Source organism: Stappia sp. TSB10P1A (genome assembly GCF_900185725.1).
Lineage (GTDB): Bacteria > Pseudomonadota > Alphaproteobacteria > Rhizobiales > Stappiaceae > Stappia.
The window spans coordinates 1-24,029 of sequence record NZ_FYAU01000038.1; the positions used below are offsets into that span (position 1 = coordinate 1).

The 24,029-nt window shown below is 69.2% G+C and carries 21 protein-coding genes; 6 read left to right on the forward strand and 15 right to left on the reverse strand.

Annotated elements, in window-relative coordinates; all coding sequences use genetic code 11:
* From TSB10P1A_RS24030 to TSB10P1A_RS22115, 3 genes are all read right to left on the reverse strand, one after another.
* A partial coding sequence (locus tag TSB10P1A_RS24030) for a transposase (RefSeq protein WP_208987189.1) occupies window positions 1-301 on the reverse strand: 301 nt, incomplete at its 3' end.
* A gap of 245 nt (window positions 302-546) precedes the next feature.
* Entirely contained in the window at window positions 547-1,881 is a 1,335-nt protein-coding gene (locus TSB10P1A_RS22110; RefSeq protein ID WP_186390139.1) for an SDR family oxidoreductase, read from the reverse strand.
* A 3-nt stretch (window positions 1,882-1,884) separates the two neighbouring features.
* On the reverse strand, window positions 1,885-2,367 hold the full coding sequence (locus TSB10P1A_RS22115; protein WP_371515154.1) for a DUF2269 family protein: 483 nt from the start codon (window positions 2,365-2,367) through the stop codon (window positions 1,885-1,887).
* Window positions 2,368-2,575: 208 nt separating this feature from the next.
* On the opposite strand from TSB10P1A_RS22115, the gene TSB10P1A_RS22120 reads away from it, so the two are divergent.
* The 3 genes from TSB10P1A_RS22120 (at window position 2,576) to TSB10P1A_RS22130 (ending at window position 4,456) form a co-directional block, all read left to right on the forward strand.
* Complete coding sequence (locus TSB10P1A_RS22120; protein WP_186390140.1) at window positions 2,576-2,836, forward strand: type II toxin-antitoxin system ParD family antitoxin; 261 nt, start codon at window positions 2,576-2,578, stop codon at window positions 2,834-2,836.
* On the forward strand, window positions 2,829-3,116 hold the full coding sequence (locus TSB10P1A_RS22125) for a type II toxin-antitoxin system RelE/ParE family toxin (protein WP_186390141.1): 288 nt from the start codon (window positions 2,829-2,831) through the stop codon (window positions 3,114-3,116). Before TSB10P1A_RS22120 ends, TSB10P1A_RS22125 begins: the two co-directional genes overlap by 8 nt.
* A gap of 125 nt (window positions 3,117-3,241) precedes the next feature.
* Window positions 3,242-4,456, forward strand: coding sequence for an MFS transporter (locus TSB10P1A_RS22130; RefSeq protein WP_186390142.1), 1,215 nt, complete (start codon window positions 3,242-3,244; stop codon window positions 4,454-4,456).
* A 5-nt stretch (window positions 4,457-4,461) separates the two neighbouring features.
* Here the strand turns inward: TSB10P1A_RS22130 and queF are convergent, their stop codons facing one another.
* From queF to TSB10P1A_RS22170, 8 genes are all read right to left on the reverse strand, one after another.
* Window positions 4,462-4,929, reverse strand: a complete 468-nt coding sequence (gene queF, locus TSB10P1A_RS22135; RefSeq protein ID WP_186390143.1) for a preQ(1) synthase — start codon at window positions 4,927-4,929, stop codon at window positions 4,462-4,464.
* Window positions 4,930-5,007: 78 nt separating this feature from the next.
* A complete protein-coding gene (locus TSB10P1A_RS22140) occupies window positions 5,008-5,421 on the reverse strand; it encodes a type II toxin-antitoxin system death-on-curing family toxin (RefSeq protein WP_186390144.1) in 414 nt (137 codons plus the stop codon).
* Entirely contained in the window at window positions 5,418-5,609 is a 192-nt protein-coding gene (locus TSB10P1A_RS22145; RefSeq protein ID WP_186390145.1) for a hypothetical protein, read from the reverse strand. The genes TSB10P1A_RS22140 and TSB10P1A_RS22145 overlap by 4 nt, the downstream gene beginning before the upstream one ends.
* A 105-nt stretch (window positions 5,610-5,714) precedes the next feature.
* Window positions 5,715-6,629, reverse strand: a complete 915-nt coding sequence (locus TSB10P1A_RS22150; RefSeq protein ID WP_186390146.1) for a LysR family transcriptional regulator — start codon at window positions 6,627-6,629, stop codon at window positions 5,715-5,717.
* A gap of 196 nt (window positions 6,630-6,825) precedes the next feature.
* Complete coding sequence (locus TSB10P1A_RS22155; RefSeq protein ID WP_186390147.1) at window positions 6,826-7,638, reverse strand: class II aldolase/adducin family protein; 813 nt, start codon at window positions 7,636-7,638, stop codon at window positions 6,826-6,828.
* A 123-nt stretch (window positions 7,639-7,761) separates the two neighbouring features.
* Window positions 7,762-8,163 (reverse strand): hypothetical protein, encoded by a 402-nt coding sequence (locus TSB10P1A_RS22160; RefSeq protein WP_186390148.1) that lies wholly within the window; start codon window positions 8,161-8,163, stop codon window positions 7,762-7,764.
* 80 nt (window positions 8,164-8,243) lie between these two features.
* Window positions 8,244-10,103, reverse strand: a complete 1,860-nt coding sequence (locus TSB10P1A_RS22165) for a sodium:solute symporter family protein (RefSeq protein ID WP_186390149.1) — start codon at window positions 10,101-10,103, stop codon at window positions 8,244-8,246.
* A gap of 10 nt (window positions 10,104-10,113) precedes the next feature.
* Window positions 10,114-10,380, reverse strand: a complete 267-nt coding sequence (locus tag TSB10P1A_RS22170) for a DUF4212 domain-containing protein (protein ID WP_244293213.1) — start codon at window positions 10,378-10,380, stop codon at window positions 10,114-10,116.
* 250 nt (window positions 10,381-10,630) lie between these two features.
* On the opposite strand from TSB10P1A_RS22170, the gene TSB10P1A_RS22175 reads away from it, so the two are divergent.
* Window positions 10,631-11,257 carry an esterase gene (locus TSB10P1A_RS22175; RefSeq protein WP_186390151.1) on the forward strand — a complete coding sequence of 209 codons (627 nt, stop codon included), beginning with the start codon at window positions 10,631-10,633 and terminating at the stop codon, window positions 11,255-11,257.
* Window positions 11,254-13,428: a DUF294 nucleotidyltransferase-like domain-containing protein gene (locus tag TSB10P1A_RS22180; protein ID WP_186390152.1), complete on the forward strand. Its 2,175-nt coding sequence runs from the start codon at window positions 11,254-11,256 to the stop codon at window positions 13,426-13,428. The genes TSB10P1A_RS22175 and TSB10P1A_RS22180 overlap by 4 nt, the downstream gene beginning before the upstream one ends.
* 18 nt (window positions 13,429-13,446) lie before the next feature.
* On the opposite strand, the gene TSB10P1A_RS22185 is transcribed toward TSB10P1A_RS22180, so the two are convergent.
* The 4 genes from TSB10P1A_RS22185 to uvrA all read right to left on the reverse strand — a co-directional run bounded on the left by TSB10P1A_RS22185 (window position 13,447) and on the right by uvrA (window position 21,491).
* On the reverse strand, window positions 13,447-14,547 hold the full coding sequence (locus TSB10P1A_RS22185) for an FAD-binding oxidoreductase (RefSeq protein WP_186390153.1): 1,101 nt from the start codon (window positions 14,545-14,547) through the stop codon (window positions 13,447-13,449).
* Window positions 14,548-14,631: 84 nt separating this feature from the next.
* Complete coding sequence (locus TSB10P1A_RS22190; protein WP_186390154.1) at window positions 14,632-15,525, reverse strand: LysR family transcriptional regulator; 894 nt, start codon at window positions 15,523-15,525, stop codon at window positions 14,632-14,634.
* A 16-nt stretch (window positions 15,526-15,541) separates the two neighbouring features.
* Complete coding sequence (locus TSB10P1A_RS22195; protein WP_186390155.1) at window positions 15,542-16,585, reverse strand: YeiH family protein; 1,044 nt, start codon at window positions 16,583-16,585, stop codon at window positions 15,542-15,544.
* A gap of 1,969 nt (window positions 16,586-18,554) precedes the next feature.
* Window positions 18,555-21,491, reverse strand: coding sequence for an excinuclease ABC subunit UvrA (gene uvrA / locus TSB10P1A_RS22200; protein ID WP_186390158.1), 2,937 nt, complete (start codon window positions 21,489-21,491; stop codon window positions 18,555-18,557).
* A gap of 928 nt (window positions 21,492-22,419) precedes the next feature.
* Between uvrA and TSB10P1A_RS22205 the strand changes: the two genes are divergently transcribed.
* Window positions 22,420-22,998, forward strand: a complete 579-nt coding sequence (locus TSB10P1A_RS22205) for a single-stranded DNA-binding protein (RefSeq protein WP_186390156.1) — start codon at window positions 22,420-22,422, stop codon at window positions 22,996-22,998.
* The last annotated feature ends 1,031 nt before the right edge of the window (window positions 22,999-24,029 follow it).

Consider the following 24,029-nt stretch of genomic DNA (forward strand, 5'->3'; position numbering starts at 1 on the left):
GAGCCGAGGCAACCCACCGCTCCAGCGTCGACAAGCCTATCCCCAGTTCCCGCGAAACCTCCGCCTGGCGACGACCAACCGAAACAACCAGCCGAACCGCTTCGTCCCGGAACTCCTGCGTAAATCGTTGCTGCTTCATCAAAAGCCCTCCAAGGCCAGGAAACCCTCTCCACTTTTGCGAAGCAAGTCCAGCTCGCCGGTTCCGGATCTTCGGCCTTCGGCCTCGTCCGGAATGACGAGGAGAGAGGCTGGAGCGTGCGGGAGGACGCGGGGGGCGTGCGTGGGGCAGTGCGTGGGTCATGCGGCAGGCTTGAGGCGGGACGGCGTCGCCCCCCCTTCCGCTGTCACGCCTGCGCAGGCAGGCGTCCAGTATCCGCCGGGGCGGATGGTGGCACGCAGGCGGCAACCTCCAGCCTTCTGGCGGCGGCGCTGAGGCCTGAGCCGAACCGATCGGGGTTACTGGTTCCCGGTCTTCGGCTGCGCCGAAACCGGGATGACATCCGAGAGGGAGGGGCTGCCCTGAGGCGCCCCGCGCCTGCAGCCGCGCTAGCGGTCTTCGAAGATCGCCAGCGCCACGAGCATCAACACGATGGCCGGGCCGGTCTTGACCAGCGCGCCGAGCGGCTCGACCCACATCTCCGGCGTGAGCACGGCCGCGCCCGCCATGTAGAAGAGCGACAGGGCGATGCCGGCGAGGAGCCCGGCGCGGCACCAGCGCCGGACCGCGATGGCCGCGCCGATGGCCATGTCGGCAAGGCTGGTGACCACGGTGACCACCTTCGCCAGCAGCGGCGGGAAGGCATGCGCCGTCAGGATCGCCACCGCCGCCTCGAAGGCCACCGTGAGCGCGATCAGCCCCGAGACGAACCAGAAGACGACGAGAATGGCGAGGATCGCCGGCTTCAAGAGGTAGAGGCGGGCGAACCAGAGCTCCTGCACGCCGGCGGGATAACGGGCGAGCGCCGCCTCCAGCGAGCGCGGCTCAAGGCGTGTCGCCGCTACCCAAGGGGCGGGATCGCCGGCAACGCCGCGCCGCATCTCGGCGAGCGCCGTGCTGCGCACCGGCGGTGCCCAGCCGAGACGGGCAGCAAGATCCCCCGCCCGCGCCCCCAGCGACAGGAGCGCACGCGGCAGCCGCCAGCGCGGCGCCGGCCCGCCGATGCGGGCGCGGAAGGCCTCGACCACCTCGCCGACGGTGTGCGGGCGGCGCTCCATCACGTCCCAGGTCTCGCGCCAGTCGCGCCGCCCCTGCCCCCAGGCATCGGCGAGGAAAGCGACTGTGCGGGAAATGTCCGCGACATCGGTCGCGGCGAAGGGGCGCGAGGCTTCCTCCTGCGGCAGGCGCAGGGGCAGCGCGGCAAGGGCGCGGATCAGCGCGCTGCCACCATAGGCCACGGGCGCGACGACGAAGCCGGGCCGCAGGATCGCGAAGGGAACGGTGCTGCCGGAAATCAGACGCTCGGCCTCGCGCTTGGTGGCGGAAAAGGCGGTGCGGTCGTCCTCGGCCAAACCGGGGATCGACAGATGCACCAGGAGCTGCGGCCGCGCGCCCTGCTGCCCCATCGCGGACAAAAGCCGCGAGACGAAGCCGCCATGCGCGTCGCTTGCGGTGCCCTTGCCCGGCATGTCCTGCAACACGCCGATGCAGTTGACGAGGATATCGACCTTGCGCCCGGCCAGCAGGGTGGCGAGGCCGCGCGCGTCCAGATCGACCAGCGGCGCCTCGACGGCAGCGGCGCCGAGCGCGGCCTTCTGTGCGCCGGTGAAGCGGCGGGCGAACGCCGCGACCGGAAAACCCCGGCGCAGGAGATCCAGCGCCACGGCCTGGCCGATGAGGCCGGAGGCGCCGAGAACGGCGATGGTGGGAGCGTCGGCGGCCATCGGTCAGAGCTCCGGTCTTGCGATCATCAGCCAGAGGATCGCCGCGACCGAGCCGAAGCCGGGAAAGCCGAAGACGAACCAGATGCGGAACAGGCGGTGATAGGCGGCGGGAAGCGGCGCGCCCTCAGTGGCGGCACCGCGCGCGAGATCGCGCATGCGCGCCTGGATCCACACCACCGGCAGCCAGAAGGCGCCAGCGACGAGGTAGAGCCCCAGCGACAGGGCGATCCAGCCATCGGTGAAGGCGTATCCGCTCTCGCGCATGAGCAGAGTGCCGGTGACCGGCTGCACCGCGACGGCGGTGGCGGTGAACAGCTTGTCGGCCAGCACGACGACCGCCGAGGTCTGCGCGATAAAGGCGGCGCTGCCGGAGCGATGCGCCATCAGCATGAAGAAGGCGATGCCGCTGCCCGTGCCGAGAATGACGATGGCGCCGAGGATGTGGAGATACTTGAGCAGCAGATAGGTCACGGCAGGCGGCCCCATGGGAACGGGCTTTCGTCTTCGCATCCGCAGCAGGCCGGATCAAGCGGTTGCGGGAGACCGCCCGCTCGCAAATCGCTGGCCGCATCGATCCCACGACCCTCGGCCTCGGCATTCCCGAAGCGGCGGAGCCGGCGGGCTGCAGCCATCACTAATAATCCTTGTTAGGAATTGTGAGGAATGCCATACTACCGGCATGAAAACGGCACCGATGAAAACACTCACCGTCTCCCTTTCTGCGCAGCAGGTGGCGCAGCTAAAGAGCGCGGTGGAATCCGGCTCCTATGCCTCGAACAGCGAGGTGGTTCGCGATGCGCTGCGCCTGTGGGAGCAGCGCCAGGAACTACGCAAGCTGGAGATGGCACGTTTGAAACACGCCTATAATGAAGGCATGGCCAGCGGCGAAGGCCGGTCGGTCGACGCCGACACCTTGTTGGCAGAGCTGAAGGCGGAAGCCGGGTCGCGTGGCTGACTACGTTCTAAGCCCTCGCGCCGAGCGGGATATTCGCGGCATATGGCACGATATTGCGCCAGACAACGAAGCGGCGGCGGATGCCTTGCTGCGGCGATTGCTGGACAAGGCCGAGCTGGCGGCAGGTCAGCCTGAGATGGGCGCTCCCCGCCCGGAGCTAAGTCCTACCGCTCGCATCCTCGTCGAGGGCAGCTACATCATCATCTATGAGCCGATGCCGTACGGGATTTTCGTGGTTGCCGTGGTGTATGGCGGCCGGGATCCTGAAAACTGGCTTTGAATAGAAAGAGAGCTTCCAGCAGGCCGGATCAAGCGGTTGCGGGAGACCGCCCGCTCGCAAATCGGGTCGAACGGGGTGGGCCGACGTCCGTAAAGTCGCGCGCGTCACCGCCAGCGGAGCCTCAAATGCGCGCCCTCGACAGACTTGTCGCCTCGTCCTACGGACTGAACATCGCCGACCAGATCGCGCTGGTCGCCGTCCCCATCGTCGCCGCCACCGTCTTCGGGGCGAGCGCCAGCACCATCGGCCTGCTGGTCGCCTGCCAGTCGATGGCGCATCTGGTCGGCAGCCTGCCCTTCGGCGTGCTGGTCGACCGCACAGAGCCGCGCAGCGCGGTCCTTGCCTCGGCGCTGCTGTCGCTCGGAGGCTTTGCGGCGGCGGCGCTCGCCATCGGAGCCGGGGCGATCCTGCCCTTTGCCGGGGCGATCGCGCTCGCCGGCCTCGGCATCGTGCTCTACGGGCTGGCGAGCCTGTCGATGCTGCCGCGGATCGTGGCGCAGGCCGATCTTGCCCGTGCCAATGCGGCGATCTCCCTGCCGCGCTCGGTCGCCTCGCTGGCCGTGCCGCTCGCCCTCGGGTTGATGCTGGACGTAACGGGGGCCGCCGCCGTGTTCTGGTTTGCGGGCGCCTGCGCGCTGTCGGCGCTGATCCTGACCGCGCCACTGCCGAAATCGGTGTCACGCCCGCAGCAGCGCGAGGCGCTGATCCGGCGGCTGGCGAAGGGGGCCGGCTTCGTGCTGCGCCACCCGATGCTGCTGCCGATCACCTTTTGCGCGGTGTTCTGGAACTTCGCCTTCGCGATGCTGGTGGTGCTGGCCGTGCCGGTGATCACGCAGGACCATGGCGGCGAGGCGACGCTCTTTGCCGGCGCGATGGCCGCCTTCGGCCTCGCCTCGGTCGCCGGCACCTATGTGGCGGGACGGATCGCAGGCCGCATCGCCCCGCGCCTGGTGCTGATGTTCGGCCCCGGCAGCTCGGTCGTTGCCGCCGCAATGCTCCTGGCGCTGCCGCAAGGCAATCCCGGCCCCTTGCTGATGGCGGCGTTCTTCGTGCTCGGCTTCGGCCCGTCGATGTGGCTGGTGACGCAGAACACGGTGCGCCAACTGGTGACGCCGGCGCAGATGCTGGGGCGGGTCAACGCGGTGATCCAGACGGCGATCTACGGCACGCGGCCGCTCGGCGCGCTGGCGGGCGGGGCCATCGCCACCGCCGTCACCCCGCAGGCCGGGCTCGCCGTGGTGGCGGCCCTCTTCGCCCTCTCCTTCGCCGTGGTGCTGGCGAGCCGGCTGACGACGGTCGCCGACTATGGCGCGCTGGCGATCGCGGAGGAGACGGCGTGAGTCGCTCAGCCCCGGCCGCGATAGGGCGGCACGCCCTGGTCGGGGATCCAGACGTCCGTGGGCGCCGGGCCGGTCTGGTAGAAGACGTCGATGGGCATGCCGCCGCGCGGATACCAGTAGCCGCCGATGCGCAGCCACTCCGGCGCCAGCAGGCCGACGAGCCGCCGGCCGATGCTGACCGTGCAGTCCTCGTGGAAGGCGCCGTGGTTGCGGAACGAGGTGAGATAGAGCTTCAGCGACTTGCTCTCCACCAGCCAGCCGGCCGGCAGGTAGTCGATGACCAGATGCGCGAAATCGGGCTGGCCGGTCATCGGGCAGAGCGAGGTGAATTCCGGCGCGGTGAAGCGCACGGCATAGCGCACATCCGGCTGCGGATTGGGCACCCGCTCCAGCACCGCCGCTTCCGGGCTCGCCGGGATCTGCGTCGCGCTGCCGAGCTGGGTCAGGCCGGAATAGATGTCCTTGTCGCTCATCGCACACCGTCCGTTGCTAGAATGCCGCAAGGCGCCCCCTGTAGCACCGCACGGGGGATGCGGCAATCGGGGCGGGGCTCAGCCGGCGTCGTCGATCAGTGTCGCATGCGGCTCGAACAGCTCGGCGAGTTGATCGACGGTCATCAGGTTCGCCATCAGATCCTTGATCGGCTGGGCAAAGAACCGCGGTTCCGGCTCCACGAGGTCGACGCCGTTGTGCTGCAGGAACAAGGTCGCCGCCAGGAAGCAGATGCGCTTGTTGCCGTCACCGAAGGCATGCGCCTTGCCGATGCCGAACGCATGCTCCGCCGCCAGGATCATCAGGTCGCTCTGATACTCGAACGCCCACTTGTTGCGGGCGCGATGAAGGCCAGCCTCCAGATCGCCGATCTTGTGGGGATAAAGCTCGATGAAATGGCCGGGAAACTCGGCCTCTATCGCCCGGACGATGACGTCGATGTCCTCAAGCGTGAGCCATGTCGGCTCGATCATTCGCCGAGCGCCTTAAGGGTCTCGGCGAAACGCTTCACATCCCGGCGGACGATCTCTTCGCTGGAACGGCGCGGCGCACCGTCCTTGCGCGCCCGCAGGACCTCCTCCGTGCTGAATTTCGGCGCGGGGCGGCCCTCGCCGTCGCGGGTCTCGCCCGGACGTTCCTCGACCTTGGGATCGTGAGCCATCGTCGCACCTCGCTGCCCGGCGGATGCCGTATCCGCGGGACCATCTTACGCCCACGCCGGGAACAACCGCAAGAACGCGGCCGTCTCACGACATATGGGACGGGATCAGGGCACCGACCAGGGCGGAACGCGGAAGGTCTCGACCAGATAGTCGATGAACAGGCGCGCGCGCGGCAGAAGCTGGCGCTCGGGCAGATAGACCGCGTGAAAGGCGGTGTCGTCGCGCACCTGATAGTCGGCGAGCAGCGGCACCAACTCGCCGCGCGCGATGGCCGGATTGGCGAGATGCTCGGCCATGCGCATGACGCCGTGGCCGGCAAGGCAGAGCTGCACCAGCGACAGACCGTTGGCGCTGCGGAAATCCCCGGTCACCGTCACCGTCTCGACCGCACCGCCGACGAGAAACGGCCAGCGGTTGAGATGGCCGCGCCGCCCCTCCCACAGCAGGCAATTGGCGCGGGAAAGGTCGCGCGGATGGGCGATGGGCCCGTGCGCGGCGAGATAGGCGGGCGCGGCGACGACGATCCGCTGCAGGTCGCAGAGCTTGCGGCTCATCAGCGAGGATCCCTCCAGCCGTCCCATGCGCACGGCGACGTCGATGTTCTCCTCGATCAGGTTGGCGAAGCGGTCGGTCAGCGACAGGGCGAGGGTCAGCCCCGGATGCCGCTTCAGGAACTCGGGAATGCGCGGCACGATCTGGTCGGTGCCGAAGGCGATGGGCGCGCTGACGCGCAGCTCCCCGGCGGCTGCCCGCGTGGCGGCGGAGACCTCCCCCTCCGCCGCCTCCACCATGTCGACGGCGCGCACGCAGGCCTCGAAATAGGCCCGCCCCTCGTCGGTCAGCCGATGCCCCCTCGTCGAGCGGTGCAGCAGCTTGACGCCCAGCCGCTTTTCCAGCCCCGAAACGCTCTGGCTGACAAAGGGCTGGCTGACGCGCAGCCGGTCGGCGGCATGGCGGAAGCCCCCCGCCTCGACGACCGCGCGGAACACCCGCATTTCCAGCAGACGATTGTCCTTCATGCCCCGTCCATGCCCCGTCCATCTCCCCCTCGCCGCCTCCCTCGGGCAGCGGGACAGACTAGCAAGGCAGGCGGACGGCGTCAGCCGGGGGAGGAAAGGAGACGACCGGCGCGGGGACCGCACCGGCCGCCGGAGGCAGGCCAGACAATCGTCAGTCGAACAGGCGTCAGTCGAGCATGTATCAGTCGAGCATGTATCAGTCGAACATGTCGGGGCAGTCCTCGCGGAGCTGCTCCCAGATCGGCTGGAAATGCAGCCAGCCGATATATTCGCTGCCGACATGCTCGCGGCTGTAGCGGGCCCGGTCCTCGCGGATATAGACCGGCGGGATGCCGGCCGCGGCGATGGCGAGCTGCTGCTGGCAGCAGCGCTCCAGCGCGATGAACCAGAAGGCCGCCGCCTCGATGCTGTGTCGGCTCGCCGTCAGCAGGCCGTGGTTCTGGTGGATCGCCGCCTTGACGCCCTTGAAGGCCGCCGCGACGTTGGAGCCGGCATGGTTCTCGACCGCGACCGCACCGGCCTCGTCGCCGATGATGACATGGTCCTCGAAGAAGGCGCAGGCATCCTGGGTGATCGGCTCGATCGGCCGGCAAAGCGCGGCATAGGCGGTGCCGTAGACCGTGTGCGCATGGCACATGGCGATGATGTCGGGATGCGCCTCGTGCACATTGGCATGCAGCACGAAGCCGGCGCGGTTCACCGCGTAATCGCCCTCGATCACCGTGCCGGCATGGTCGACGAGGATCAGGTTCGACATCTTCACCTTGTCGAAGTGGATCGCCATCGGGTTGGTCCAGTAGAGCTCCGGCCGCTCCGGATCGCGCACGGTGAGATGGCCGGCGAAACCGTAGTCGAAGCCCTGCCGGGCGAAGGCGCGGCAGGCGGCGACAAGGCGCTCCTTGCGGTGCCGGCGCTCCTCCTCGACGCTCTGGAAGGACGGCTCATACGGGAAGATCAGGCCTTCCTGCTCCGGCTGGTAGATCGACACCCGTCCCTTGAGATCCAGCATTGCAACTCCCTCCTGAAGATCGGCCCCCTCGCCTCTCTACTGGGTCGCATGCACCCTGGACCGGGTCAATTCCGCCCCGGTGATAACTGTTATCGCCCCGCGCCGGGGCGGGCGCGCCGGCCGTCAGAACGCCGAGGCCACCACCAGATAGAGCAGGATGAACAGCGGCGGCACGCCGAGGAAGGCATCGCCGAACAGGAACAGCTTCAGCAGGAAGAACAGGAAGGCCGCATAGAGGCAGACGGCGAAGGGCATCAGGAAGCCCGGCGTGATCGGCGCGGTGAGCGCCAGCAGCGGGTCGGTCAGCTTTCGCAGCACCACGAAGAAGGTGATGTTGCGGTCGGAGCCGACGAAGAACTCCAGCAGGCCGCGCGAGAACAGGAAGGCGGCAAGCCCGGTCAGCGCATAGGTGCCGCCAAGGAAGATCGCCACCTCGGCCGGGGCGCCGGCGAACAGGAAGGTGCCGAGCGCGAGCAGATAGGTGGCGATGAGCAGGAGAATGCCGCCGAGCGCGGAAGCTGGCATGACTGTCTGTCCGTCCCTTGAGAAATGAAAAACGCAGGGCCCGGAAGCCCAGGCCCTGCGCCATCTCTATAGCCACTTTGTCAGTGGGATTGAACCATCAACTGGCCGCCCTTGGGCAGTCGCAGACGGTCGACGAAGTCCTGCATCTCCTGACTGGGTTCCGGCGTGATCAACGACACCACATAGGTGACGACGAACCCGACGGGGACACCGAAGATGCCGGCGGAGATCGACTGCACGCCAAACCACGAGATCTCGTCGCCCGTGCCCTTGACGAAGTCGAAGCCGTAGACGTTGCCGATCAGGTAGTACATCGTGACGAGGAAGCCCGCGGCCATGCCGAGGATGCCGCCCATCGTCGTCGTCCGCTTCCACCACACGCCCATGACGAGCGGGGCGAAGAGGCCGGCAGCGGCGATCGAGAACGCCCACGCCACCATCGACAGAATGTCGGACGGCTTGGTGCGCGCCAGGAAGGCGGCGGCGAGCGCGACCACCACAAGCAGGATCTTGGCGACCATCAGGCGGCGCTTGGAGTCGGCCTTGGGGTCGATCATCTTGTAGTAGACGTCGTGCGACAGGGCATTGGCGATGGCCAGCAGCAGGCCGTCGGCGGTCGAGAGCGCCGCGGCGAAACCGCCCGCACCGACGAGACCGACAACCCAGATCGGCATGCCGGCGATCGACGGGGTCGACAGCACGATCATGTCGTTGTTGAGCCGCAGTTCGCTGTAGGGGAAGCCTTCCGCGAAGCCCTTGGCCTCGCAGGCCGCCTGGATCGCCGCGACGGTCTCGGCCTTGACGCCGCAGATCGTCACAAGCTGGTGACCGGCGATGGAGCCCCAGTTGATCATCCATTGCGGGATCGCGGAGAACGCGAGCTGGTAGCTCGACTCCGCGCCGGCCGCCACGAAGAGACCCATCAGGTTGAACTTCGAGAAAGCCGCATAGGCGGGAGCCGTGAAGTACAGCAGGAAGATAAAGAACAGCGACCAGCCGACCGACTTGCGCGCCTCACGAACCGTCGGGGTCGTGAAGAAGCGCATCAGGATGTGCGGCAGCGACGCGGTGCCGACCATCAGGCAGAAGATCAGGAAGAAGTAGTCGCGCGGGCTGTAGCTCTGGAACGGCGCCACATGGGTCCGCGTGACCTCCAGGATCCGCTCGTACTCGGCGATCTGCGTCAGGGCGCCGCCATAGGTCAACTGCGGGATCGGAATGCCGAACTGCACGGTCGACATCCACACCGCCGGAAGCAGATAGGCGACGATCAGCACGATGTACTGCGCCACCTGCGTCCAGGTCACCGCCTTCATGCCGCCCAGCATCGAGCAGACGAGAATGCCGGCAAGACCGGCGAACACCGCCCATTCGAAGTCGATGTTGAGGAACTGCGAGGCGATGATGCCCGAGGCATAGACCTGGGCGGTGATGTAGGTGAACGAGCAGCAGAACAGCACGACGATGCCGACGAGCCGCGCGGCGTTGCCGCCGTAGCGGGTGCCGAGGAAGTCGGGCACGGTGTAGGCGCCGAACTTGCGCAGGTAGGGTGCGAGCAGCACCGCGACCAGCACATAGCCGCCGGTCCAGCCGAGCACGAAGGCGAGGCCGTCATACCCCAGCACGAACAGCGTGCCGGCCATACCGACGAAGGACGCGCCGGACATCCAGTCCGCGCCCGTCGCCATGCCGTTGTAGACGGCGGGCACCGAGCGGCCGGCGACGTAGTATTCCGAGACCTGCGCCGTTCGCGACATGATGCCGATGAACGCGTAGATGCCGATGGTTGCGGCCATGTAGGACCACAGGATGAAACGGTCGGGCACGCCGACCGTGGACAGGATCGCCATCAGGACGACGAAGGCGGCGAAGCCGCCGACATAGATCCCGTAGATCTTGCCCAGGTTGTCGGTGAAATCACCCTTCATGGAAAGTGCCATTGGATCCCCCTCAGTCTTCGGCGACGCCGAATTCCTCGTCGATGGCGTTCTGGCGCGCAGAGAACCAGAAGATCAGCACGACGAAGACGATCAGCGACCCCTGTGCGGCCATGTAGAAGCCGAGCGGGAAGCCAAGGAAGACGATGTTGTTCATCGCCGTTACGAAGAAGTGGATGAAGAAGCTGAAGATCGCCCAGACCGCCAGCGTCACCCACATCAGGTTCCGCGTCTTGGTCCAGTGCGCCTCCGCCACTTCCGGTGGCAGTTTCTCGGTCAAAACAAATCCTCCCACTGAATGCACCCGGTCGGCTGATCGACCTCCGTCAGCCCCACCGTCCCCGCTGCAATAATCACAAAGTCGAATATCGGTCCTCCCCGACTTCTTCGCACAAGCAGCATGCGATATATTGCAATGCAGGGACACTTGCGCCGTCAGGTTATTCTCTTCAATGTAGAAAAGGAAAGTTATCCGAAAGACTAATCACGGCGCCGGAGCCAACCGGCCGGCCACCAGGGAGACGCACCAAGTGCTTGATTTGATTGGGTCCATTCTGCCCCAACGGCAAAAATCCGACTGGCCGTCGGCGGTCGAGGCGATCCGCGGAGGCGCCGCGTTTCTCGCGCAAGGGGCGAGCTATTCCTACCTGCGCGCCCGCACGCTCTTGGCCGGGCCCCGCCTGTTCCAGGACGAGGGATTCGGTTTCGCCCTGACCATCTGCAAGTGGGAGACCTTCGCGGTCGCGGCACAGGACCTGATCCTGATGATCGAGGCCGAGATCCGCCCGCATCTCCCCGAGGATCCGAAGCTGCGCGCCCGCGGCCTTGCCGAGCTCTATCGCGCCGTGCTCGACGCCGAGGAGGTGCCCGCGCACCGCGCCGAGCAGGGCTGGGCCGACGCCATCGAGGAGTTCGACCGCCGGCTGGAGGTCTACATGGACAAGCCGCCCTTGAAGCCGGACGCGATCTCCATCGCCACCGCGCTGCGCCTGCTCGACCACGCTCCGATCGACGACGCGGTGCGCGAGGCCGACAAGATGATGGTGGTCAACAACGTCGCCTTCCGCTTCATCGACTACCAGGCGACCTTGCGCAAACGCATCGACCTTGTCGCCTTCGCCGGCCAGCTCAGCGACCGGATGGTGGCCGTTCCGTGAGTCCGGCGGCACGCGACGGCAACGGGCAGCGGGCCGGCGCGACGCCGCTGATCGCGCTCGACGTGGTTGTGCTCGACACCGAGACGACCGGGCTCGACATCCGCAAGGACCGCATCGTGCAGATCGGCGCGGTGCGCATGGAAGGGGTGGAGCTGCACCCGGAACAGAGCTTCCGCAAGCTGGTCGACCCCGGCATGCCGATCCCGGAAGTCGCCCGCCGCATCCATGGCCTCGGCGACCAGGACGTCGCCGGCCAGGCGACCTTCGCCGAGGCGGGGCCGGAACTGCTCGCCTTCATCGGCGACTCGGTCGTCGTCGGCCATTCCATCCATTTCGACCTCGCCGTGCTGCGCCACGAGGCCGACCGCCACGGCCTCACCTGGCGCGAGCCGCGCTCGCTCGACATCGCGCTGCTGGCCGCCGGCCTCGACCGGGCGATGATCGACACCTCGCTCGACAGCCTGGCACTCGGCCTCGGCATTCCGGTGGAGGGCCGGCACACCGCCTATGGCGACGCGCTGACCACGGCGCGGGTCTATGCCGCCCTGATCCCGGCGCTGCTGGCCAAGGAGGTGCGCACGCTCGCCGAGGCGGAGAACCTGTCGCGCAAGCCCGCCGGCCTGATCGCCCGCCAGGAGGAGGCCGGCTGGTTCGACCGCCCCTCCGACCGCCCGGACTTCTCCCGCGCGGTGCTGCGCGGCGGCAGCCAGCGCGCCATCGACAGCTTTCTCTACCGCCACCGGCTCGGCGACGTGATGAGCAGCCCGCCGATCTCCATCGCCCAGGGTGCGAGCCTGCACGAGGCCGCGCAACTGATGGCCGAACGCCGGATCGGCTGCCTGATCGTCGATCCGGCCGGCGAGGAGGACGAGCCCGGCATCCTGACCGAGCGCGACGTGCTGCACGCGCTCGCCCGCGAGGGCGCCGGCGCCAGCGACGAACCGGTCGCCCGGCTGATGAGCGCGCCGGTGATCAGCGCGCCGGAGGACACGTTCCTCTACCGCGCGCTCGGCCTGATGGCCCGGCGCAACCTGCGCTATATCGGCGTCACCGACGCCGGCGGCCGGCTCGCCGGCGTCTTCACCCTGCGCACCTTGCTGCGCAAGCGGGCGCTGGCGACGCTCACCGTCGGCGACGAGATCGCCGCCGCCGGAAGGCCGCGCGACCTTGCCCGCGTCCAGGCCGCCCTGCCCTCGCTCGCCGCCGGGCTGCTGGCCGACGGCCAGGACGCACGGCAGGTGGCCGCGATCATCGCCGCCGAGGCGCGGGCGATGACCTCGCGCGCCGCGGAACTGGCCGAGGCGGAGCTGGTCGCCGCCGGCCACGGCCCGGCGCCGGCCGACTATGCGCTGCTGGTGCTCGGTTCGGGCGGGCGCGGCGAAAGCCTGCTCGCCCCCGACCAGGACAACGCGCTGGTGATCGCCGACGACTATGCGGGAAACCTCGACGATCCCGAGGACTGGTTCGCCCGCTTCGCCGCCCGCATCAACGAGATCCTCGACCGCGCCGGCATCCCCTATTGCAAGGGCGGGGTGATGGCGAAGAACCGGCCGTGGCGGCGGCGCCTCGGCGAATGGCTGGCGCAGGCGCGCGAGTGGGCCGGGCACCCCTCGCCGCAGGCGCTGCTCAGCGTCGACATCTTCTACGATTTCACCCCGGCGCATGTGTCGGGCAGCGGCGGCAGCCGGCTCGCCGACCGGCTGCGGCGGGAGACGAGCGAGATCGCCCGCGGCTCGCTCTCCATGCTGCGGGCGCTCGGCGACACCGCCGGCAGCCATGCCGCGCCGCTCGGCCTGTTCGGCCGCATCAAGAAGGACGACACCGGCCGGGTCGACCTCAAGACCGGCGGCCTGCTGCCGATCGTCGCCGGCGCCCGCGCCATCGCCCTGCGCCATGGCGTGGTCTCGCTGTCGACGCCGCAGCGCCTGCGCCAGGCCGCGGAGAAGGCCGGCCGCTCGCAACCCGACGCGGAGCTGCTCGCCGACATTCACGGCTTCCTGATGCGGCTGATCCTGACCCAGCAGATCGCCGACCTGGAGGCGGGCGTGCCGCCGACCAACCGGGTGCGCGTCGATGCGCTGAGCCACCGCGACCAGGACGAGCTGCGCGAGGCGCTCGGCCGCATCGACCTGATCACCCATATGCTGCGCGACCTGCTGCAGGGGCTTTAGGGCCCCCTTTTGCCCTGCTCAGCCGCCGAGCCGGCCGGGCGCCAGCGCCGCGACGACGGCGGGGGCCAGCACTGGCGCCCGCTCGAGGATCAGGTCGGCGGCAAGCCGCGACAGCGCCGGTGAGGTCTGGATGCCGTAGCCGCCCTGCCCGGCGAGCCAGACGAAGCCCTCCGCCGCGCCCGAAAACCCGGCGACCGGCGTGCGGTCGGGCGCGAAGGACCTGAGGCCCGCCCAGCTCCGCTCGACCCGCGTCACCGCGACCGTCGTCGCCTTCTCGAACCGGTCGAGCCCCTCGGCCAGCACCATGTCGTCCGGCCAGGCATCCTGCGGCGGCAGCGGATCCTCGTCGGCCGGCGAGACCAGCAGCTTGCCGGCCTCGGGCTTGGCGTACCAGGCCTCCGAGGCGCTGACCACCGCCGGCCAGGCCGAGACATCCAGGCCCGCCGGAGCCGGCAGGATCGCCGCCGAGCGCCGATAGGGCTGGATGCCGAGCGGCGACAGGCCGGCAAGGCCGGCGACGGTGTCCGCCCAGGCGCCGGCGGCATTGACCACGACCTGCGCCTCATAGGTCTCGCCGCCCGCCTCGACCCGCCAGACGCCGCCCTTGCGGGAAATCGCGGAGACGCGCGCCGAGGTAACCAGCCGGCTGCCGGCATGGCGGGCGGCGCGCAGATAGGCCTGCAGCAGCCGGTCGACATCGATATCCGCGGCACCTGCCTCATAGGCCGCCGCCACATGATCGCCGGAGAGAATCGGGAAGAGCCGCATCGCCTCGGCGACGGAGATCTGCTCCAGCCCCTCGGCGCCGTCCAGATAGGCGGCGAAGCGCTCCATCTCCTCCGGCCGGGCGACGACCAGCTCACCGCGCGGGGAAAGGAAGCCGGTCTCCGCGAAAGCGCCGCCGCCACTGAGCACCTCGACCGACGCGTCGTTCAGCGCCCGCAAGGTGGCATTGCCGTAGTTGCGGATGAAGATCGCCGCCGAGCGGCCGGTGGCATGGCGGCCGGGCGCGTCTTCCATCTCCAGCACCACGGTGGAGCGCTCGGCGCCCAGATGCGCGGCAAGGCCGATGCCGGCAATGCCGCCGCCGATGATCAGGCAGTCGCAGGTGATGGACATGGCGTGGCGGGGCCCCTGGGCGATTCGGCCATCATCCTGACACGCATGGACAATTCCAGGAAAGGGCGTTGGACCGCCCGCCCCTCACGCCGCGTCGGCGGCCACGCCGAGGGCACCGAGAAAGGCGCGGGCGGCGGGCGCAAGATGGCGGGCGCGGTGGCGCAGCACGAAGAAGGGACGCGGCGGCAGGTCGAGCTCCAGCGCCGCGAGCTGGCCCGAGCGCACCGCCCCGTCCGCCACCAGCGCGGAGAGCACGGCCGCCCCCGCCCCGGCCTCGACCGCGCTGCGCAGCGCCTCGTTCGACGGCAGTTCCATCGAGATGTCGAGATCGGCAAGCGACAGGCCGAAGCTTCCCCCCAGCCGCTCCAGCATCACGCCGGTGCCCGATCCCGCCTCGCGGGCAACGAAGGTCAGCGCCTTCAGCGCGGTGGCATCGAGGGGGCCGCCACGGGCGAGCGGATGGCCGGGCGGCAGCACCAGCACCATGCGGTCCTGCCCGACCTCGACCGGCGACAGGTCGACGTCGGCCACCGGCCCCTCGACCATGCCCAGATCCGCCTCGCCGCCGCCGATCCAGGCGGCGACCTGCTCGCTGTTGCCGATGGCGAGGGTGACGGCAAGGCGCGGATGGGCGGCGCGAAACGCCGTCAGCCGCGCCGGCAGCCAATAGGCGCCGACCGTCTGGCTGGCGGCGATCCGCAGGGTTCCCCGGCGCAGGCCGGCAAGCTCGGCCAGCACCTCGCCGGCGGCCTCGGCGCGGGCGAGCACGGCGCGCGCCTCGACCAGGAACACCCGGCCGGCCTCGGTCAGGCGGACGCCCCGGCCGACCCGGTCGAACAGGCGCACGTCGTGGCGCGCCTCCAGCGCGGCGATCGCCGCGCTGATCGTCGACTGGGTGAGATGAAGCGCCTGCGCCGCGCGCGTGACATGCTCGCGCTCGGCCACCGCCACGAAGATCCGCAACTGCTCCAGCGTCATCGCGCCCCGCCCGCCGTCACATCAGGACCTTCACCATTAGCAGGGCAAGCGCGGCGATGAACAGGGCGGCGAGAGCGGCCAGCAGCAGCGGACGGGGGCCGCGGGCAGCGATCTCGCGCAGATCGGTGCCGAGGCCGAGGCCGGCCAGCGCCATCGTCATCAGGAAGGTCGTCGCCATGCCGGCCCCGGCGCGGATGGCCTCGGGCAGTTCGGTGCTGCTTGCGACCAGCACCATGGCGAGAAAACCGAACACGAACCACGGCAGCGGCAGGCGGGCGGCCCCGTCCTGCGCGACCTTGCTGGCACCGCCGCGGCGCAGCCAGGCGGCAAGCCCCAGCACCATCGGCGCCAGCAGCAGCACCCGCGACAGCTTGGCGACCATCGCCGCCTCGCCCGCCTGCGCCGAATGGCGGAAGCCGGCGCCGGCCACCTGCGCCACCTCATGCACCGAGGCGCCGACAAGGAGGCCGTAGCCGGCCGCATCCAGCCCGGCGAGCGGCGGCAGCAGCGGCATCAGGACCATGGCGAGCGTGCCGAACAGGGTGACGCAGGCGACCGCATAGGCAGCATCGCCCGCGCTCGCCCCGGTCACCGTGCGGGCGGCGGCCACCGCCGAGGCGCCGCAGATGGAGGTGCCGGCGGCGATCAGCCGGGCGAGCTCCGGCGCGACGCCGAGCCGGCGGCCGAGCCACAGGGTCAGCGCGAAGGTGGCGAGAAGCGCGGTGACGGTGACGGCAAGCCCGGCCAGGCCCAGCGACAGCAGGTCGGCGAGCGTCAATTGCAGGCCGAGCAGCACGACGGCGGCGCGCAGCAGCGGCCCGGCGGCAAGGCGCACCCCCGGCACGACCAGCGCCGGCAGCGGCAGCACCGCGCGCAGCCCCAGCCCCAGCGCCATCGCCAGCGCCATCGGCCCGAACAGGTCGAGGCCGGGAAGCCGCCGCAGCCCCTCGCCGGCAAGGGCGAGAAGGACGCACAAGGCAAGACCGGGCAAAGCATGACCCCAATTCGCGACGCGCGCCGCGAATTTCGTCTCATATTTTCCGCTTCCGGCGAAATTCATACCTTGCCTCCTGCGATGCCGGTGCAGGATGGCAGGACGCTTTCATTCGCACAAACTGATTGTTTTTGTAATTATCATCGTAAAAATCGATTTATCTTCCGGGGTGGGAAGATGGAGGCGGTTTCAGCCCCCCTGCTCGCCGCCGACCTCAAGGACTTATCCCTCGGGGAGTTCGCCGCGGCCGCGCCCCATTGGCAACCTCGGCAGATGTGGGGCGGGAGGTGCGAGGACGAGGCTCATGCGCTCGGACCTCTCCTTTCGTCTTCCCGGACGAGGCCGAAGGCCGAAGATCCGGGACCGGGGAGGCACGGCGGTTGTGATGTCGGTCGGGAGCGTGCCCGATACGCTCTCCGATCCCGGCTCGGCGCTGAGCGCCGTCCGGGAGGACGAAACGCGAGGGCGGTGTGCCGTTTCGGCTGCTCTGGCAACCAATAGCCCCCGGCTCTGCGCTGGCGCGCGGCCGGGGTGACCTCGGAGGGGATGTGAGGCCGTGCCACTTTCTCAGGCCGTCTTCCCGGCCGCACGCGAAGCCGGAGAGCCGGGAACCAGAGGCACCCTCGGCGGGTGTTTTGCTCCAACCTTTCCCCGCGTCGTCCCGGCCGCGGCCCCTCCTTGGCGTCTTCCCGGACGAGGCCGACGGCCGAAGATCCGGGACCGGGGAGGCACGGCGGTTGTGATGTCGGTCGGGCGCGTGCCCGATAGGCTCGCCGGTCCCGGCTCGGCGCTGCGCGCCGTCCGGGAAGACGAGAGGAGGGGTTTCGGCATCATCGCTTCCGTTCTGGCAGCCAATAGCCCCCGGCTCTGCGCTGGCGCGCGGCCGGGGTGACCTCTGAGGCGATGTGAGGCTGCGCCCTCTCACTCAGAACGTCGTTCCGGCCGCGTCGGCGCCGTGACCCGGAGAAACCTGCTTGACCAGATCGAAGCCAATGGTGCTAATATCCACGGCGGACGGCTCCTCTTGTTGGTGGCGTTGTTTCAACGACCCCGTTTTGGCACTTCGATGCCGTTGAGAAGGGCCGTCCACCCCATCATTCATTCCACAAAGCGCGCATTCCGGCCAGGCGCTGCGCGCCCCGAGAGGCAGGAAGCTCGAGGGGCGACCCAAGCGCATGTGATAGGCTTCTGGCTCTCCGGTCCCGGCTCGGCGCTAGCGCGCCGTCCGGGAGGACGACGGAGAGGATTGCGTCCGGGAGGACGCGGGGAGAGGGACGAGCACGGGCAGCAGATTCCGGCCGTCCGGCGGTTGCGCCGAGGCGTCAGTCGCGATCGATCGTGGTTACTGGGTCCCGGCCTTCGGCTTCACCGAGACCGGGACGACAGGCTGAGCGTGGAGTTCGCGCCAGCGTGTCGCCACCACCGCTCTGGAAGCCAATGGGCACCGGGGCGCGGCTGCGCCTTGCCCGGTGTGACGGCAGAGGGTGGGGTGAGGCGGTGCCTCCTCCTCGGAGGTCATCCCGGCCGGACCGGAGACCCACATCGCTGCCTCCCCCTCAGACCGTCATCCCGGCCGCAGGCGAAGCCGGAGAGCCGGGAACCATTGGCACCCTCGGCGGATATTTGTCGCACATGCCTCTCCCCGCGTCTTCCCGGATGAGGCCGAAGGCCGAAGATCCGGGACCGGGGAGGCACGGCGGGTGTGGTGTTGTTCGGGAGTGCCTTCGTGAGGCTCTCGGCTCGCCGATCCCGCATCTTCGCTGCGCTTCGTGCGGGATGACGCGGGGAGGGGTAGGCGCGTCCTCTCGACCACTCTGGCAGCCAATAGGCCCCGGCTCTGCGCTGCGCGCGGCCGGGGTGACCTCGGAGGGGATGTGAGGCCGTGCCTCCTCCTCCGAGGTCATCCCGGGCAAGGCGAAGCCGCGACCCGGGACCCATTGGTAACCTCGGCAAGCATGAGGCGGGCGGTGCCACCGCCACGGCTGACGCAGCGAGAGGCGGACCTGCCACCTCCCGCCGGCCGGTCTTCCCGTAGCTATTCCGCTGCGGTCATGCCGCGGGCCGGGCGGCGCTCCAGCACCTCGCGCAGGAAGTGGCCGGTATGGCTCGCCGGCGCCTCGGCGATCTCCTCCGGCGTGCCGGCCGCGACGATGGTGCCGCCGCCATCGCCGCCTTCCGGCCCGAGATCGATCACCCAGTCGGCGGTCTTGATCACCTCCAGATTGTGCTCGATGACCAGCACCGTGTTGCCCTGGTCGGCCAGTTCGTGCAGCACTTCCAGCAGCTTGGCGACATCGTGGAAATGCAGGCCGGTGGTCGGCTCGTCGAGGATATAGAGCGTGCGGCCGGTCGCCCGCTTCGACAGTTCCTTGGCCAGCTTGACGCGCTGCGCCTCGCCGCCCGACAGGGTCGTCGCCTGCTGGCCGACCTTGATATAGCCGAGACCGACACGGGCCAGCGTCTCCAGCTTGTCGCGCACCGCCGGCACGGCGGCGAAGAAGCGCGCGCCCTCCTCCACCGTCATGTCGAGCACGTCGGCGATCGACTTGCCCTTGAACTCGACCTCGAGCGTCTCGCGGTTGTAGCGCTTGCCCTTGCAGACATCGCAGGTGACATAGACGTCGGGCAGGAAGTGCATCTCGATCTTGATGACGCCGTCGCCCTGGCAGGCCTCGCAGCGCCCGCCCTTGACATTGAAGGAAAAGCGCCCCGGCTGATAGCCGCGCGTCTTCGCCTCGGGAAGGCCGGCGAACCACTCGCGGATCGGCGTGAAGGCGCCGGTATAGGTCGCCGGGTTCGAGCGCGGCGTGCGCCCGATCGGCGACTGGTCGATGTCGATCACCTTGTCGAGCAGCTCCAGCCCGTCGATATGGTCGTGTGGGGCCGGCGTCTCGCGCGCGCCGTTCAGCCGCCGCGCCGCCGCCTTGTACAGCGTGTCGATGAGGAAGGTCGACTTGCCGCCGCCGGAGACGCCGGTGATGCAGGTGAAGGTGCCGAGCGGAATGTCCGCCGAGACGTTCTTCAGGTTGTTGCCGCGTGCGCCGGCCACATGGATGCGGCGGTGTTTTTTCGGCTTGCGCCGCTCGGCCGGCATCGGGATCGCCATGGCGCCGGACAGATACTGCCCGGTCAGCGATTTCGGATTGGCAAGGATCTCCGCCGGGGTTCCCTGCGCCACCACCTCGCCGCCATGGATGCCGGCGCCGGGACCGATATCGACCACATGGTCGGCGGTCAGCACCGCATCCTCGTCATGCTCGACCACGATCACCGTGTTGCCGAGGTCGCGCAGGTGCTTCAGCGTGTCGAGCAGGCGGGCATTGTCGCGCTGGTGCAGGCCGATCGACGGCTCGTCGAGCACATAGAGCACGCCGGTCAGCCCCGAGCCGATCTGCGAGGCAAGGCGGATGCGCTGGCTCTCGCCGCCCGACAGGGTGCCGGAATTGCGCGACAGCGCCAGATAGTCGAGGCCGACATCGTTGAGGAACCGCAGCCGCTCGCGGATCTCCTTGAGGATGCGCAGGGCGATCTCCGACTGCTTGTCGGTGAGCTTTGCCGGCAACTCGGCGAACCAGGCGGCGGCATCGCGGATGGAGAGCTGCGAGATCTCGCCGATATGGCGGGTGGCGATCTTCACCGACAGCGCCTCGGGCTTCAGCCGGTAGCCGTTGCAGGCCGGGCACGGACGGTCGGACTGGTAGCGCGACAGCTCCTCGCGCACCCACTCGCTGTCGGTCTCGCGCCAGCGCCGCTCGATATTGCCGATGACGCCCTCGAAGGTCTTGGCGGTGCGGTAGCTGCGCACGCCGTCGTCATAGACGAACTCGATCTTCTCCCGGCCCGAGCCGTTGAGGATCGTCTCGCGCACCGGCTCCGGCAGGTCGGCCCAGGGGGTCGCCATCGAGGCGCCGAAATGGCGGCAGATCGCCTCCAGCGTCTGGGCGTAATAGGGCGAGGTCGAGCCGGTCTTGGCCCAGGGCAGCACCGCGCCTTCGCGCAAGGTCAGCGTGTGGTCGGGCACCACCAGCTCCGGCTCGAAGGCGAGCGTGGTGCCGAGCCCGTCGCAGGTCGGGCAGGCGCCGAACGGATTGTTGAAGGAGAACAGGCGCGGCTCGATCTCGGAAATCGTGAAGCCGGAGACCGGGCAGGCGAATTTTTCCGAGAACACCATGCGCTCGTGGGTCTCGTTGCGGTTCTGCAGCACGGCGCCGTCGGCCGGTGCCGGCAGCGCCCTGTCGGCGAATTCGGCGATGGCGATGCCGTCGGCCAGCGACAGGGCCGTCTCCAGCGAATCCGCCAGCCGTCCGGCGATGTCCGGCCGCACGACGATGCGGTCGACGACCACGTCGATATCGTGCTTCAGCTTCTTGTCGAGGGCGGGCGCGTCGGCGATCTCGTGGAAGGTGCCGTCGATCTTGACGCGCTGGAAGCCCTTCTTCATCAGTTCGGCGAGTTCCTTGCGGTACTCGCCCTTGCGCCCGCGCACGATCGGCGCCAGCAGGTAGAGCCGGGAGCCCTCCTCCAGCGCCAGCACCCGGTCGACCATCTGGCTGACCGTCTGGCTCTCGATCGGCAGGCCGGTCGCCGGCGAATAGGGCACGCCGATGCGCGCGAACAGCAGGCGCAGGTAGTCGTAGATCTCCGTCACCGTGCCGACGGTCGAACGCGGATTGCGCGAGGTCGTCTTCTGCTCGATGGAGATCGCCGGCGACAGGCCGTCGATCTGGTCGACATCCGGCTTCTGCATCATCTCCAGGAACTGGCGGGCATAGGCCGACAGGCTCTCGACATAGCGGCGCTGGCCCTCGGCATAGATCGTGTCGAAGGCGAGCGACGACTTGCCGGAGCCGGACAGGCCGGTCATCACGATCAGCGCGTCGCGCGGCAGGTCGAGGTCGATGTTCTTGAGATTGTGCTCGCGCGCGCCGCGCACGCTGATCACCCGCCGGTCGGCGAGGGAGGCGGGCGGCATGGTGGTCGAACGCGGCTTGGACATGCGTGCGGTCCCTGGATGGACGGCCCTGCGGCCTTTTGCGGGCTTCCGGGCCGCGCGGGAGGGCGCGGCGCGAAGGCAGGTTGAACGTTACCCGGCGCCGCCGGGAGGAAACGGCCCCGGCGCGGCCGGGACGAAACGGCAGCCTGGGGCAGCCGGAGCAGAACAGGGCCCGGCACGACAGGCCGGGCACGACAGGCCGGGCACGACAGGGCCGCTCCGCCCGACGGCGGCAACGCCCTTCTACGATATACGCCGGGTGCCGTCGATTCCCGTTGCCGGTCCGCCCCGCCTGATCCGCCCCGCCTGATCCGGACTGACCCGATCCGGTCTGGTCCGATCCGGTCTGGTCCGGCCGGCGCCGCAACCAGCCGGAAGCCGGCAAGCCGCAACTCCCGGCTCAAGCAACTCCCGGCTCAAGCAACTCCCGGCTCGACTGGGGCAGACCTTTCTACGCGCGCCGATGCGAATCCGATTGCGTGAACATATCAGGAACATATACTGTCGCGCAAGACTGCCGGCATGTGGTGCGGGCGGGCGCTGCGGGCAAGGGGCAACGTCATCCGGGACTGAGCCGCCTTGCGTGCCTGCGGCAAGCGATTGTGGAAAAGCGGGCTGCATGCGCGCAAAAAGCGGGCCGAGGCTGCAGTTCGCCGATCGCGGGCCTTTCGCCGGCGTCCCGGCCGGGGCTAAGGTCCACGGGATGATCTCGGGCCCCGGGGCGCGCAAAGGCGTGCCGCCGGCGCGCCGCATGCACTCAACGGGGTCCGCCGCAGCGCCGGCGGACCACATCGAAGCAGCAAGCCCGGCCGCTGCGCGCGGGCGGGCAACAGTAAAGCAGCAAGCCCGGCCGCGACGCGCCGGCTTGAGGACAGGCCGGCAACGTCCGGCAGGCAAGGAGACGACAATGTCGGGAAGCGTCAACAAGGTGATCCTGGTGGGCAATCTGGGAGCCGATCCTGAGGTCCGCCGGATGCAGGACGGGCGCCCGGTGGTCAACTTGCGCATCGCCACCTCGGAGACCTGGCGCGACCGCAGCTCGGGCGAGCGCAAGGAGCGCACCGAGTGGCACCGCGTGGTGATCTTCAACGAGGGCCTGGCCAAGGTCGCGGAGAACTATCTGCGCAAGGGCGCCAAGGTCTATATCGAGGGCCAGTTGCAGACCCGCAAGTGGCAGGACCAGTCGGGCCAGGATCGCTATTCCACGGAAGTCGTGCTGCAGGGCTTCAACTCGACGCTGACCATGCTCGACGGCCGCGGCGAAGGCGGCGGCGGTGGTGGCGGCCGCTTTGTCGAAGGCGGCGGCGGGGGCTATGAGGGCGGCTCCGGCGGTGGCTACGGTGGAGGGTCTGGCGGCGGCTCAGGCGGCGGTGGTTATGGCGGCGGCTCCGGCGGCGGTTATGGCGGCGGCTCGGGTGGTGGGTCGGGCGGGTCGGGCGGCGGCTTCGGCGGCGGCCCGGACATGGACGACGAAATCCCGTTCTAGGCCGCAGGGCGATCGGAGCGCGTTCGGGAGGACGCGTGGGGAGGATGCGCGGGGCGACACGGGAGAGGCGCGGCCACACTGCGGCATGAGACGGGAGCGCTTGCCACCTCCCCGGCTGTCACGCCCGCGAAGGCCGATGAGCGCTAGGCGACGCCCCTCCCACCGAGGTCATCCCGGCCGCAGGCGAAGCCGAAGAGCCGGGAACCATTGGCACCCTCGGCAGGCGTGAGACGGAAGACGCTCACCTCCCTCTCGGCTGTCACGCCCGCGAAGGCGGGCGTCCAGTATCCGCCGGAGCGCGTGGGCGTAGAAAAGCAGCAGCAGCCGGGGCGGGTGGGTGTGCGAAAGCAGCAGTTCCGGCCGCTGCGAGGTTCGCTCGCGGCAACGTCACGGCTCGACCCGCACGACCTGGGGTTACTTGATCCCGGTCTTCGGCTGCGCCGAAACCGGGATGACACTCTGTGTGTGGGTTCGCGTGGGCGTATCATCGCCGCCGCTCTGGCAGCCAATGGGCACCGGGTCGCGCTGCGCTTGCCCGGTGTGACGACCTGTGGATGGGGCAAGGCCGCGCCCCTCTCACTCAGGATGTCTTCCCGGACGAGGCCGCAGGCCGAAGATCCGGGAACCATTGGCACCCTCAGCGGGTGTGAGGCGAAAGGCGCTCGCCCCCCTCTCGGCTGTCACGCCCGCGAAGGCGGGCGTCCAGTATCCGCCGGGGCGCGTGGGCGTAGAAAAGCAGCAGCAGCCGGGGCGGGTGGGTGTGCGAAAGCAGCAGTTCCGGCCGCTGCGAGCCTCGTTCGCGGCACCGTCACGGCTCGACCCGCACGACCTGGGGTTACTTGATCCCGGTCTTCGGCTTCACTGAGGCCGGGATTGACAGGCTGAGACCGGGACGACAGGCCGAGCGCGGGATTCGCGTGGGCGTGCCTTCGCTCCTGCCTCTCTCGTCGTCATTCCGGACGAGGCCGAAGGTCGAAGATCCGGGACCGGGGAGGCACGGCGGTTGCGGCGTGGTTCGGGAGCGCGCCCCG

Coding starts and splice junctions, on each gene's coding strand:
- TSB10P1A_RS22110 (WP_186390139.1), bottom strand. CDS start 1,881: ATGGCCGCCGACGCTCCCACCATCGCCGTTCTCGGCGCCTCCGGCCTC.
- TSB10P1A_RS22115 (WP_371515154.1), bottom strand. CDS start 2,367: ATGGGGCCGCCTGCCGTGACCTATCTGCTGCTCAAGTATCTCCACATC.
- TSB10P1A_RS22120 (WP_186390140.1), top strand. CDS start 2,576: ATGAAAACACTCACCGTCTCCCTTTCTGCGCAGCAGGTGGCGCAGCTA.
- TSB10P1A_RS22130 (WP_186390142.1), top strand. CDS start 3,242: ATGCGCGCCCTCGACAGACTTGTCGCCTCGTCCTACGGACTGAACATC.
- queF (WP_186390143.1), bottom strand. CDS start 4,929: ATGAGCGACAAGGACATCTATTCCGGCCTGACCCAGCTCGGCAGCGCG.
- TSB10P1A_RS22140 (WP_186390144.1), bottom strand. CDS start 5,421: ATGATCGAGCCGACATGGCTCACGCTTGAGGACATCGACGTCATCGTC.
- TSB10P1A_RS22145 (WP_186390145.1), bottom strand. CDS start 5,609: ATGGCTCACGATCCCAAGGTCGAGGAACGTCCGGGCGAGACCCGCGAC.
- TSB10P1A_RS22150 (WP_186390146.1), bottom strand. CDS start 6,629: ATGAAGGACAATCGTCTGCTGGAAATGCGGGTGTTCCGCGCGGTCGTC.
- TSB10P1A_RS22155 (WP_186390147.1), bottom strand. CDS start 7,638: ATGCTGGATCTCAAGGGACGGGTGTCGATCTACCAGCCGGAGCAGGAA.
- TSB10P1A_RS22160 (WP_186390148.1), bottom strand. CDS start 8,163: ATGCCAGCTTCCGCGCTCGGCGGCATTCTCCTGCTCATCGCCACCTAT.
- TSB10P1A_RS22165 (WP_186390149.1), bottom strand. CDS start 10,103: ATGGCACTTTCCATGAAGGGTGATTTCACCGACAACCTGGGCAAGATC.
- TSB10P1A_RS22185 (WP_186390153.1), bottom strand. CDS start 14,547: ATGTCCATCACCTGCGACTGCCTGATCATCGGCGGCGGCATTGCCGGC.
- TSB10P1A_RS22190 (WP_186390154.1), bottom strand. CDS start 15,525: ATGACGCTGGAGCAGTTGCGGATCTTCGTGGCGGTGGCCGAGCGCGAG.
- TSB10P1A_RS22195 (WP_186390155.1), bottom strand. CDS start 16,585: ATGAATTTCGCCGGAAGCGGAAAATATGAGACGAAATTCGCGGCGCGC.
- uvrA (WP_186390158.1), bottom strand. CDS start 21,491: ATGCCGCCCGCCTCCCTCGCCGACCGGCGGGTGATCAGCGTGCGCGGC.
- TSB10P1A_RS22205 (WP_186390156.1), top strand. CDS start 22,420: ATGTCGGGAAGCGTCAACAAGGTGATCCTGGTGGGCAATCTGGGAGCC.